Source organism: Paenibacillus sp. FSL H8-0168 (assembly GCF_038592955.1).
Taxonomy (GTDB): Bacteria; Bacillota; Bacilli; order Paenibacillales; family Paenibacillaceae; genus Paenibacillus; species Paenibacillus polymyxa_B.
The window spans coordinates 667,291-679,660 of record NZ_CP151948.1 but is presented as its reverse complement, the minus strand read 5'-3'; the positions used below and the strand labels follow the sequence as shown (position 1 = coordinate 679,660).

Here is a 12,370-nt window from a genome sequence, read left to right as displayed (position 1 = left end):
GTTCGGCTGCGTCAAATCTGTTCAGCTCCGCAACGCGGGCACCATTTGGACCCTTTGGGTAGTTCTGCAGTACAGATTTGGCATTTTACATTTTCACGTACTTGTGCAGACGGCGTTGCCGGCTTATCAGCCCCGGAGTTGTTGGCCTTCCAATATCGAATCCGCTCGTCCAGCTCTTCCTGACGCTCACGCTCACGTGCCAGTTCTTCAAGACGACGGTGTTCTTTTTCCAGCTCTTCCTGACGACGGCGCTCCCACTCAGCGTCGAATGCCGCTTTTTCTTCCGGTGTAAAATCAGACACTGTGTAATCGCGTTCTAGTCCCGCTGGTTCGTGTGTTTCATACCGCTCATCCTGTTCCTGTTCATGCCGATCGACTACTTCATGTTCTGCATACTCCGTGTAAGCAGGTGCAGCATCCTTCACTACCTCTGGCTTGCGCAGATCAAAAGAATAGACGTCCGTTGGCACCTCTTCACGCACAGCAGCTACTTGTTTGGAAGCAGCCTGTCCTTCATTGAGCTTGCGTCCGCATTTGGGGCAAAAGTTCGCATCCAGAGGCACAACCGCTCCACAGGTGCATAAATGAGCGTTTTTCAATTCTGCAATTCTACTGCGCAGCTCGTCAATTTCATCCTGAAGCTCATCACATGCGGTGGATAGCTGTGTCATCTCGGTTTCTGCCACCGACATGTCGGATGCTCGGTAGCCTTCGTAAAAGATCTGACCCATTCGTAAGAAATGAACATCCATTTCCTGCTGAATCGTTGTAATTTGTGAATTGATCTTACTAATCTCGACAGCATGCTGCGCCTTTTCTGTGGCGCGATTAGCGCCTTCCTTTATACGTTGAATCAGCTTCATCGTTATTTCCTCCCCATATCCAGCCGGATTTCACTGTACCGTCCGTATATCCCAAAGTTTTTTTCTGTTGGCAAACCTCGAACTCCTGTATAATGGAATGCGGTCATATCGCCTGATTGAAGGCTATAGGCATTAGCGTCAACGTATTGACGTTCTCTTGCTCCGCCAAGATCCGCATGAATTTCAGCATTATTTTAGTCCATCGCCTTGTTCTTATCGTCAGCTAAAGCTGACTAGAACTCTATCATACCAAAAACTACCCCCATTTGTGAAAATGGAAGATTTTAAGAACGAAAGGGGTTTCAGGATTATGGACCCAAATCCTTCTTTTTACCCCCGACCCATCGGGGTTCCTTATTCAACGTCGAGCCCTCAGGCACGTCGTGCTTCCATGGATACCAGTATGACGCTGGTGCCCGACACCGACCAAGACTCTGCCTATTTTCGTGCTTTAGAGAACGCCGGCATTCACCTGAACCGCCCGCAGATCCAGGCCGTTCGCCACGGCAAAGGCCCCCTTCTGACCCTTGCAGGGGCGGGCTGCGGCAAAACCACAGTGCTGGCTGCCCGCGCAGGCTACCTCATGGCGATGCGGGATGTCCCTGCATCGTCCATTCTACTGGTGACCTTCACCAGCAAGGCAGCTGCCGAAATGAAATTGCGCATCGCAGGATTACCCGGTGTGCGCCCTGCCGCTGCACGTGCAGTTCAGGCACGCACGTTTCACTCATTCGCTTTGGCGATGCTGCGTCATCGCGGCGTGCAAGATGAAGTGTTCGGTGAAACGCAGGCCCAGCATACCGTCATGAAAATGATGCTGCGTCAGCTTGGGCTCAGCGAGGCTTTCCAGCCGGAAAGCCTGCTGTCTGCCCTCTCCGCCTGGAAAGCGGAAGGCCGCAGCGCGGACGAGCTGCCGGAAAGCGTGCGCGAGGAATCGGATGCCAAGCGTGCCATGCTCGCCTATGAAGCGTGGAAACAGGAGCGCAATAAAATGGATTTTGACGATATTCTGCTGCGTGCCTCCGCACTGCTGCGTGACCCGGATGTGCTTCAGCCGCTTCAGCGGCGTTTTTCACATATCATGGTCGATGAATTTCAGGATACGAATGCCCTGCAATATGAGATGGTGCAGCGGTTGGCTGCCCGACATCGCAATCTGATGGTTGTGGGAGATGATGATCAGACGATCTATACCTTTAATGGGGCACGCCAGGAATCCATTCTGGAATTTGACAAGGTCTATAAGGATGCAAAGGTCATTACCCTGGATATTAATTATCGCAGCGATGCGCGGATTTTAGGGCTTGGTTCTAACATTGTCGCCAAAAATGTTCATCGACGCTCCAAGCGTCTTTCAGCTGCCGGGCGTGAAGGCTTGCCGCCGCAGTTTGCCACCCCATCCGGACCCGAGGAGGAAGCGGGGCATATTGTTACCCATCTACTCGGACAGGTAGAGGAAGGTCGGCTGCGCTACCGGGATATCGCTATTTTGCACCGGACAGCCAGCGGAAGCCGATCTATTTTTGAGCAATTAATTATGCGGGATGTCCCATTTATTCAGTACGGAGCAGGGGCTGTATTTTATGATCAGTCCCTGATTCGTCCCTTAATGGATCACCTGCGCTTGTCGCTGAATCCCCGGCGTATGGAATCCATTCCGAGCACCCTTGGGCCGCTGTACGTCTCCCGTGAGGCGGGGATGGAATGGATTATGCGCGAGGAGAAACAGCAGGCTAAAAAATACCCGCTGATTCATCTCAGCCGCTGGGATCGACTACGTGATTTTCAGCGTGAACAGGTAAAAGAACGTATTCGTCTGATTCGCAGTCTCACTACAATGAAACCTGCCTATGCCATTCAAGAAATGCGGCGCGTCTTTTATGACAAATATTTGGAAAGCGGAGATACGGGCGCGTGGACTCATTATAAGGAAACGATGCAAGAAAGTCTGGAGGAGCTCGAAACGGCAGCCAAGCGGTTTGACACCGTGGAGGCGTTCGTCAGCTTTGCGGACGAGCTTTCCGAGCGTCACCGCCAAATGGAATCGCTGCGCAGAGAAGAAGACAGCGATGCAGTTCGGCTCATGACGATCCACCGCGCCAAAGGGCTGGAATTCCCTTGCGTATATTGGATCGGAGCCAGCGAAGGCATTCTGCCGCACAGCTCGGCGCTGCACAGCGAGCTTCCAGAGGATCGGCGGGCAGGCGCCGCCCCGACTACCGCTGTGGATAACGATGCAGCGCTTGAAGAAGAGCGCCGCCTCGCTTATGTGGCCGTCACCCGGGCGAAGGAGTTGCTATACATCACCTCTCCCGCCTCTAATCATGGCAAGCCTGCCGCCGTGTCACGCTTCCTGCTGGAAGCCTATGGGGTCGCCCCTGAGGCTTCCAAGCCGGAAGCACGCCGCAGCAGCTTCGGCCAACCGAAGGGTGCTTCCGGGTATAGCAACCGTGCTGGTGCTGGATCGCCAGCGGCTGGCACAGCGACCCGCGTAAGCAGCAGGCCGGGACCAGGCAGCGCTACGACACGGACGACCTCGTCGGTGACAGGGTCTCCGGCGGAGCCACGCATCAACGTGCCCGTGTGGAAATGCACCGACGGTGCCTGCAAAGCGTGGATGCGGCGCGACACAACAAGCGGACGCCGTACAAGCGCGGCTAGCACAGGCACGCCGCCGGTGTGCCCGCTCTGCGCCTCCCCGATGACAGAGGGGACACGCAGCATCCCAGCCAGATAGGTATAAGGCGTATAGCTGGTATTGGAGAACTGTGCTTTTACTGGACTGGTGACACTCGTGATTTCCAGCCTAACTGTTGCAGATTTTAATGAATCAAATAAGCTTTAGACAGACCAATAAAAGAAAAAGCGGCAGACTAGGACGTGAAAATAAAGTCCTAGTCTGCCGCTATCTATTTCAACTTGCTATTGAAGAATCGTATCCCGTTAGTTCAATGACTTGCCTGTTGTGAAGTTATATATTTTAATGATTAAACAAGCGCTCTATCACCCAATAGGTGTTCCGTTAGGTAGTTTGATATCCGGTTTCAATAGAACCACATCCCCCTTTTCAGGAATTCCTCCAAGGACCAATACCTCTGACTTAAAGCCTGCTATCCGTCGAGGTGGAAAGTTGACTACACCTATGATTTGTTCCCCTATAATATCTTCAGCCACATATCTTTTTGTAATTTGTGCACTCGAAGCTTTTATTCCGATATCTTGTCCAAAATCAATTTCAAGTTTAATAGCAGGTACTTTTGCTTCTGCAAAGAATTCAGCTTTAATTATGGTTCCAACTCGAATATCTAGTTTCAAAAAATCATCAATCGTTGCCATCTAAACATTCTCCTCATCTATTGTTTTATTCAATTTCGCGATAATGAATTTCAAATTTAATATTTTGCAACCGTAGTATACTTTAAAGATTTTGCCCAAAAGTACATCCCCATACCGAATAAAGTCATGATTCCACCTATGAATTGAAATGCAGAGATTATTTCTCCCAAGAATAAGTAGGCGAGAATTATGGCAAGAACAGGCTCTCCAATAATACCAACTGAGACCGTAGTTGCACCCATTGATTTCAACAACAGATTAAAAATATATTGTCCAAAAATAGTTGGAATTACTGCAAGTAACAAGAAATAAATCCAATCCGACGAGTCATATTCGATCAAGGCATAATGATTCAACAAATTGTAGACCAGCATGACGCTGCCACCAATAAAAAAAACAATAACACTATATACATTTGCATTTATTTTGTGGCTTACTTTCTGTCCTGCCAACATATATGCTGAAACCAAAATTGTTCCTACTAAAGATAATCCATCTCCGATTAATGCCTCTCTCGAAATCCCAATGTCTCCCCAAGCTATAATGATTGAACCGACAAGAGCGGCGATCAAACAAAGAAGGGTCAATATGTTTGCTCGTTCTCTGAACATAAAGTATGAACCCATCATTACAAATAAAGGCTGTAAGGATAAGATGACCATGGAGCTCGCAACTGAGGTATATACTAAAGATTCCATCCAGAATAAGAAATATAACCCGAGAAAAAGACCCGCAATGAAAACGGTACTCCAATCTTTTTTGTTCATTTCTAAGGAACGGAACATTTTCCAAGGTACAAAAGGAAGCATTATGAGTACTGACATATACAATCTGTACATCCCAGCCACAGAGGTTGGAGTATCAGAGGATTTTATCATGATGGATGAGATAGAAACAGACAATATGCTGATTAAAAGCAAGATATACGGATGAAACGGTAACGACGATTGATTTATTTTCACATGTACGCCTCCAAGATGTCTTATCCAATCGCCTGTGCACAGGATTGTAATGATAAGCCGAAGATCTGGTATAATAATATCACCACTTTTATTTTATTTGTATAACTATATCTTTAATTTATATAGAAATATCGTCATCAGAAAGGACCTCGCTAAAATGGAAAAACAATTGCATGAGACCATTCTATATCCCGATGTTTCATTTCCATACATCATGTACACCCATACTATTCATGCAAGTAATCCTGAAGGTAGAGGATTCAACGATTTACATTGGCATGAGGAACTACAAATCACTTTGGTTACCAAAGGAAAGCTAGTGATACAAGTTAACGGGATTGATCATGAATTAGAAACAGGTCAGGCCATTTTAATTAATAAGGGTGTTCTTCACGTTACTACTCACCTTACACATAACGGTCAATATGTCAGTTTTAATTTCCCTGAGAAGCTGTTGGCCTTTTATGCAGATAGTGCGATGGAAAAAAATTATGTACTGCCTTATACAAACTCTCTCTTATTGTCATTCGTAATCAAAGGAGATGCTGAATGGCAAATTCAAATATTGCAAATGCTTTGGGATATGAAACAGAAATTTGATATGAAAAAAAAGTGGGGCTGGGAATACGAGGTTTCCATCAAAACGGCACAATTATGGTTAGTCTTAATATCTAATATTTCGCTGTCTTCTGAGGAAGCACCTAAATACATGAAATTGCAACAGGAGCGACTTCAATTGATGCTCAGCTTTATCCATCAAAACTACTCAGACAATATAACACTGCAAGAAATTGCTGCTATAGCACATTTAAGTATTTCGGAATGCACTCGTAGTTTTAAGAGAACTATTCATATGACACCTTACGACTACTTAATTAAGTACCGTATCAAGAAAAGCAGCGAGTTATTAATTTCAACAGATTCTACAATAACTGAAATAGCCCACAGAGTGGGGTTCAATCATGTAAATCACTTCATTCAGTCTTTTAAGAAACATCATAAAAAAACACCTAAAGAATTCCGGAAATTTAGAAATGAATTCATCAATTAAGGAAGAATTCGTTCAGCAAATTTCGCCCAGACAAATTCAGAAGATATGAAGTTTGTTTACCATCGGAGTTAAAAATCCATAATTTAAGGATGATTTCTTCCGAAATTCATTGTATGGTTCCTGCCTCGCCTCTAATTTATGATGAAATTAAAGCGAGGTGATGAACTAAAAAACTTAAAAGGAAATATTGAAAACGCATACAAATAAAGATGGGATTATGGAAGCAGTTGTTTATTATTTAATTTTTTATTTTTGAAAACGATTTCTTCAAGCTGCGCCGCAGGACAATTAAGACGGTAACATCTAATTCAAGGAGTGAGTCATATGCCAGATCCGTGGAAAAGAAGGTTTTTTGGTATTCTTAGTTTTGTTCTCTTATGTTTTTTGTTGGTATCTCTCGATTTAATTCCAAGCTTAGCAAAAGCAGAATCAACTAACTTGGTCACCGAAGTTGAAGATGAAACGACGATGGGTGCAAGTCAAGATTTATCCACTAATGGCAAATCTCCTCCTACAGTTGTCAGCTCCAAGGATGCAATTATTCAAGGTTACGGCGTAGAAAAACGGGATACTCCCTATACCGGCGATACACTTTATAAAGGCGACGGTTATGTATCCTTCTTTTATGATTATGACCCAAATTCGGGCAAGTCTGACGGGACGGCTACGTTTAAAGTGAATGTGCCGACAGCAGGTCTATATAAGCTGAGCCTCGGTTACTATATTCCGGCGGACACCGGCTCCAAGGATACCAGCTTCGAGGTCAATGGTACAATGGCTGAAAGCATAACGCTGGTTCCCCCTCCGGGAGGTGCGGTTGTAAACGAGAAGTTGGTAAGCAAGATCATGTTGAATGCCGGTACAAACGAGGTTACTTTTTCAAGAGGCTGGGGATATTACGGGATCGAATACGTGAAGGTTGAATTCGCCAGTTTGCCTGCTACAAACATCAAAATTGAAGCCGAAGACGGAGTCATTACTGGTAAGGTCAGCACTGAAACCGCCAGCACGGGCTATTCTGGTACCGGTTACGCAGCCTTTAAAGGCACAGGGTCGTTAACCCTTGCCTATAACGCAGCTTCAAGTGGTCTTTACAATCTTGCAATCGGTTACAGTAATCCTAATAGTGACAAAAAGACCCATATGGTGGTCAACGGTCAGGCAAGCGAAATATCCCTTCCGACAACAGAAAGCTATACCGAGGTATCCGGCGGTAAAATCATGCTGAATTCGGGAAACAATACAATACAGTTCAATGTCGACTTGGGCCAGTATCATATCGACTACATCAAGCTGTCAGCAGTGCTCCCCCCGAAACTGCATCAGATTGAGAAAAAGCCGGTAAACCCGAATGCGACTATGGAAACCAAGGCACTCATGAGTTATCTCGTCGAGGGTTACGGGAGCAACATTCTTTCCGGTCAGCACACTCTGGAGGATGCCCAGTGGATTAAAGACCACACCGGAAAGTACCCTGCCATGTTATCAACGGACATGATGGATTACTCCCCCTCTCGCGTCGAGCACGGTGCCACTTCAACTGAGGTGGACAAGGCGATCCAATGGGCCAAAGAAGGTGGAATTGTCACGTTTGTATGGCACTGGAATGCCCCTAAGGGTCTACATGACATTCCAGGCAAAGAATGGTACCGCGGATTTTACACCGAGGCGACTACATTCGACGTTCAATATGCGCTTAATCATCCCGAGTCGGAAGAATATCAGCTTATCCAGCGGGACATTGATGCCATTGCCGCTCAGTTGAAACGCCTTCAAGACGCTCACGTTCCGGTGCTGTGGAGACCACTGCACGAGGCGGAAGGCAGATGGTTTTGGTGGGGCGCCCAAGGGCCAGACTCCGCAAAGCAGCTGTACCGTATCATGTACGACCGTCTAACACACTACCATCACCTGAACAATCTGATCTGGGTATGGAACTCCGAGAGCCCCGAATGGTATCCGGGGGACGATGTCGTCGATATTGTAAGTGTGGATATCTACAACCCGGCGGCTAATTACGGTCCAAGTATCGGCAAGTACGACAGCTTGGTGAATCTCGTGCAAGACAAGAAGCTGGTTGGTCTGTCCGAAAACGGTCCAATTGGCGATCCCGAATTGCTTCAAGCATATTCAGCGCATTGGCTCTTTTTCACCACATGGACGGGCGATTTCGTCCGCAACGGACAATATAATTCCCTGGATCATCTCATAAAAGTGTTCAACAGCGATTACGTGATCACGAGGGATGAGCTTCCTCAAGACCTATTTACTTCCTCCAAGAATGAAGCGGAGTAAGGCGCTCCTACGGGACTCACCGTACCGTTCCACCCAGCACTATGAAGCAGCGTAGAAGCCTGTCGCTAAAGAACAGCGGCCACCTCAGAAAATAACCGAGGCGGCCGCTGTTGGTTTGTAACTTGAACGAATGCAGTCTATAGCAAACCTTAATGAAAAAGGACCGTCTCCTCTCCAATTGGAAAGTGGAAACGGCCCCGTTCTTTTATGCAAAACGAATTAATTGGTGGACCATAGCTTAATCCGGTTTTGAATATGTTTGGTAAAGGATTGTTCCATTTCTTGTACTCCGGCTTTCTCCAGCTCTGCCATATAGGTATCCCAAACCTTATCGAAGTTTTCCGGCTTGGTCATGACAGCTTCCGGAATTCGTTTCCATGTAATATCCTTCATCTTGGCTCCGAGAATAACAGCCGGATCGTCATTGGGGAGAGACATCGTGTAGGCTGCTCCGTATGCTCTCGGTTGGAATTCTTCTTCTTTTGGGAATAGATCTTTCCAATGATCAATCTTATAGGCCTTTAGGACTTCCTTCTCCGACTTGTTATAAGTTGCTGTCAGCATCTCCGGATAACTACGAGTAAAGTAGTTGCCGGTGGAGTCCTTGATGCCATCACCATAATGGACCGACAAGTTCCAATATAGACCGATTCCAGATTCTTTTTGGAAAGCTGCATTGTCATTGTTCATCCGTTCCAGCACAGCCGGAATAATCGTCCGTTTGCCGTCTTTAACCGTGTAATGCTTTCCTTCAATCCCCCAATTATTCAGGATTTGCCCCTCTTCCGATGCCAGAAAGTCGAGGAACTGGATAGCGCGTACCGGGTCCTTGCACTTGCTAGAGATCGAGATTCCATATCCCCCATCAAAGCCAGGAAGCCAAAAGTTGGTGTCCTTATATTCCTTGCTCATGGTGACTGGATAATGACCGTACGTTTGGTCGAATTTGCCCTCCGCTTTTAGCGCATTTTGCCCATCGCCATAGTCCCATTCTGGATCGGCAAGGCCAAGTACGCGGCCTGAAGCCACCTTCGCCTTAAACTGATCGGTCTTCTGCACGAAGCTTTCCGGATCCAGCAATCCAGTGGCGTTCATGTGATTCAACCAGCGGAAATATTCTTTTTCTTCCGGTCGGCGGAAGTGATAGGTCGCTTGATGTGTTTTTTGATCAATGTAGTATTCGCCGTCGTCTGGTCCCCCGGTCGTTTGGAATCCTGAGTTTGTTACCTGGTACATATGCCAATCGTCGGCATTAAGGGACAATCCGATATTTTTATTGCCATTTTCGTCCGTCGGATGCTTGGTGATATAGTCCTTAATGACTTTTTCAAAATCCTGTACCGTACGAATGTCGGGGTATCCCGCTTCCTTGACGACACGATGCTGGAGTTTAAATCCTACGTCGGGTTTGATTTTTTTCTCTTCTACAGCGGACCAAGTCGGAATCACATAGATCGATGGGTCGTCCAAACTGTACTTTGTCCGAACAAGCTTATCTCCCAGCATTTTTTTGATGTTCGGTGCGTGCTTGTCGATCAAATCTGTCAAATCAATGATTGCGCCAGCATCGACAAGTTTGCCGACATCCGCCTTAGCAGCGATTAAATCAGGATAGTTTCCTGTGGCTGCAATCAACGAAATCTTTTGGACCGGGTCTCCGACAGCGAATTCAGCATCTAGAGTTACTCCGGTTTTTTCAGCGATGACCTTACCGACTTGATCCTTCATGCTATTCCAATTTGTGCTGGAGTCTTCCGAAAAATAAGTAAGTGTGATGTCTCCTGTTGTTACGGCCTTGGTAGCCTCAGACGGATTATTACCGCTGCACCCTGCAAGGGTCGCGACTAAAGTCAGTGATATTACGAAAGATACGACCATTCTATTTTTTCTTGGCTTCATGGAGCAAAACCTCCCATTATAATGAATGTTGCCTCGTGTTAGCTTTTTACCGCCCCGAGCGTCATACCTTTAACAAAATATTTTTGTAGAAAAGGATAGACGATAAGAATTGGCACAGTAACAATGATGGTGATTGCCATTTTGACCGATTCCGGGGATACCTGTGCCATACGCTCGGCCATATTGGCAGCGTCCTGGGAATTGGTTGCGCTTGTTGTCGTACTTTGCAGAATTTTCATCAATTCATATTGCAGAGTCGTCAACGATTCGTTAGACCCATTAAACAGATAAGTATCGAACCAAGAGTTCCATTGCCCAACTGCCAAGAAGAGCGCTACGGTCGCTAATGCCGGTTTGCAAAGAGGAAGAATAACGCGCCAGTAGATCGTGAAATCGTTGGCACCATCCAGCTTGGCTGATTCCTGTAACGCATAAGGCAGACCATCAATGAAGGAACGAATAATGAAGACATTAAACGCACTTACAAGACCTGGTAAAATATAGACGGCAAATGTATCAATTAAATGCAATTCCTTCATCAGGATAAAACCTGGAATCAACCCTCCAGAAACATACATGGTGACGGCCAGAAAGATGGAGATGAACCTTCTAGCTTGAAAATCACTTCGTGCAAGCGTATAGGCAAGCATCGAGCCGCTGACCAAGCCCGCTACGGTGCCAATGACGGTTCGCAGAAAGGAGATTTTGAATCCAGTGATTAACCCCTCATAGGTGAAAATCAAGTCGTAATTCTTCAACGTAAATTGCCTTGGCCAGATGGTGATCCCACCTCTAATGGTGTCTACCGAATCGTTAAAAGAGATAGCTAGCACATTTAAGAACGGGTAGATCGTCAGAACGGTGACCACAATCATGAAAACATAAACAACTATCCCCAGGATTCGGTCTTGTGGTGATTTCGCCTGAAGCTTGTTGTTTAATCCGCCGACCGGCGTAGTGCTTTTGACAGCCTCCATGTCCATTCTCCTCCTTACATAATGCTCTCGTTGGTATAGCGCTTAAAGATTCCATTAGCCGCAAACAATAGGATCAGGCTTATCACCGAATTAAAAATATTAATGGCCGTTCCGAAAGAGTAACGTCCCATTGCCAGACCATAATTAAGCGCATATAAATCAAGTACTTCAGAGTAATCAATGACCAGGTGATTGCCCAGCAGAAATTGTTTCTCGAATCCTGTACCGAGCAGATGACCAATAGACATAATTAGGAGAATGATAATAGTCGGCCGGATCCCCGGCAGCGTGATATGCCACATTTGCTGTAATCGGCTAGCGCCGTCCACCCGCGCAGCCTCGTATAATTCAGGACCAATACCGGCGATGGCAGCCAGATAAATAATGGCGTTCCACCCCGTTTCCTTCCAGATGTCTCCGAAAGTTACAACCCACCAAAATAATTTACCTTGGGCCATAAACTGGACTGGCTGATCGATGATGCCTAGACCCATGAGCATATCGTTTACGACACCGCCATCCGCTGAAAGCATTTTGGTGACAATGCCTGCAGCAACCACCCATGAAACAAAGTGCGGCAGATAAGATACGGTTTGAACAAATCGTTTTATCACTTGTATGCGGACCTCGTTGAGCAATAGAGCAAAGACAACGGGTACAATAAAACCAGCGACCAGTCCCATAAGGCTCATAGCCAGCGTGTTCCGCAGTACTTGGTAGAAATGATCATCTTGGAACAAAGTACGAAAATGCTCCAAGCCCACCCACTTCTGTTCAAAAAAACTCAAACCGGGTCTGTATTTCTGAAATGCCATTGTCCAGCCCCATAGCGGCAAATACTGAAAGATAAAGACCCAGATCACAAACGGAATGGACATATAATAAAGATACCTTTGGCTTTTAAATACCTTCCAAGCATTCCGCTTCGGTTTTTTGTATACGTTTTCCGAATTTGCTGTTACCGCTTTCATTTTTTTCATCCCCTCT

At 46.3% G+C, this 12,370-nt stretch carries 9 protein-coding genes; 3 read left to right on the top strand and 6 right to left on the bottom strand.

Annotated elements, in window-relative coordinates:
• Positions 1 to 11: 11 nt before the first annotated feature.
• Positions 12 to 863 carry a zinc ribbon domain-containing protein gene (locus tag MHI21_RS03115; RefSeq protein WP_342419413.1) on the bottom strand — a complete coding sequence of 284 codons (852 nt, stop codon included), beginning with the start codon at positions 861 to 863 and terminating at the stop codon, positions 12 to 14.
• Between the two features lie 310 nt (positions 864 to 1,173).
• Here MHI21_RS03115 and MHI21_RS03110 point away from each other — a divergent pair, with 310 nt between their 5' ends.
• Positions 1,174 to 3,600, top strand: a complete 2,427-nt coding sequence (locus MHI21_RS03110; RefSeq protein ID WP_328801621.1) for a UvrD-helicase domain-containing protein — start codon at positions 1,174 to 1,176, stop codon at positions 3,598 to 3,600.
• 266 nt (positions 3,601 to 3,866) lie between these two features.
• On the opposite strand, the gene csaA is transcribed toward MHI21_RS03110, so the two are convergent.
• Positions 3,867 to 4,199: a chaperone CsaA gene (gene csaA / locus MHI21_RS03105; RefSeq protein ID WP_053324545.1), complete on the bottom strand. Its 333-nt coding sequence runs from the start codon at positions 4,197 to 4,199 to the stop codon at positions 3,867 to 3,869.
• 56 nt (positions 4,200 to 4,255) lie between these two features.
• The gene (locus MHI21_RS03100) at positions 4,256 to 5,161 is read right to left on the bottom strand and encodes a DMT family transporter (RefSeq protein WP_342419412.1); all 906 of its coding nucleotides are present in this window, start codon (positions 5,159 to 5,161) and stop codon (positions 4,256 to 4,258) included.
• A 157-nt stretch (positions 5,162 to 5,318) separates the two neighbouring features.
• Here MHI21_RS03100 and MHI21_RS03095 point away from each other — a divergent pair, with 157 nt between their 5' ends.
• A complete protein-coding gene (locus MHI21_RS03095; protein ID WP_342419411.1) occupies positions 5,319 to 6,212 on the top strand; it encodes an AraC family transcriptional regulator in 894 nt (297 codons plus the stop codon).
• 324 nt (positions 6,213 to 6,536) lie between these two features.
• On the top strand, positions 6,537 to 8,507 hold the full coding sequence (locus MHI21_RS03090) for a glycosyl hydrolase (RefSeq protein WP_342419410.1): 1,971 nt from the start codon (positions 6,537 to 6,539) through the stop codon (positions 8,505 to 8,507).
• 219 nt (positions 8,508 to 8,726) lie between these two features.
• Here the strand turns inward: MHI21_RS03090 and MHI21_RS03085 are convergent, their stop codons facing one another.
• Genes MHI21_RS03085 through MHI21_RS03075 form a run of 3 tightly spaced genes read right to left on the bottom strand, consistent with a single transcriptional unit; the run spans position 8,727 to position 12,354 of the window.
• Positions 8,727 to 10,406 (bottom strand): ABC transporter substrate-binding protein, encoded by a 1,680-nt coding sequence (locus MHI21_RS03085; protein WP_341162383.1) that lies wholly within the window; start codon positions 10,404 to 10,406, stop codon positions 8,727 to 8,729.
• A gap of 38 nt (positions 10,407 to 10,444) precedes the next feature.
• Positions 10,445 to 11,383, bottom strand: a complete 939-nt coding sequence (locus MHI21_RS03080; RefSeq protein ID WP_165178879.1) for a carbohydrate ABC transporter permease — start codon at positions 11,381 to 11,383, stop codon at positions 10,445 to 10,447.
• Positions 11,384 to 11,397: 14 nt separating this feature from the next.
• Positions 11,398 to 12,354 (bottom strand): sugar ABC transporter permease, encoded by a 957-nt coding sequence (locus MHI21_RS03075; protein ID WP_069010822.1) that lies wholly within the window; start codon positions 12,352 to 12,354, stop codon positions 11,398 to 11,400.
• Between the last annotated feature and the right edge of the window lie 16 nt (positions 12,355 to 12,370).

Coding starts and splice junctions, on each gene's coding strand:
- MHI21_RS03115 (WP_342419413.1), bottom strand. CDS start 863: ATGAAGCTGATTCAACGTATAAAGGAAGGCGCTAATCGCGCCACAGAA.
- MHI21_RS03110 (WP_328801621.1), top strand. CDS start 1,174: ATGGACCCAAATCCTTCTTTTTACCCCCGACCCATCGGGGTTCCTTAT.
- csaA (WP_053324545.1), bottom strand. CDS start 4,199: ATGGCAACGATTGATGATTTTTTGAAACTAGATATTCGAGTTGGAACC.
- MHI21_RS03095 (WP_342419411.1), top strand. CDS start 5,319: ATGGAAAAACAATTGCATGAGACCATTCTATATCCCGATGTTTCATTT.
- MHI21_RS03090 (WP_342419410.1), top strand. CDS start 6,537: ATGCCAGATCCGTGGAAAAGAAGGTTTTTTGGTATTCTTAGTTTTGTT.
- MHI21_RS03085 (WP_341162383.1), bottom strand. CDS start 10,406: ATGAAGCCAAGAAAAAATAGAATGGTCGTATCTTTCGTAATATCACTG.
- MHI21_RS03080 (WP_165178879.1), bottom strand. CDS start 11,383: ATGGAGGCTGTCAAAAGCACTACGCCGGTCGGCGGATTAAACAACAAG.
- MHI21_RS03075 (WP_069010822.1), bottom strand. CDS start 12,354: ATGAAAGCGGTAACAGCAAATTCGGAAAACGTATACAAAAAACCGAAG.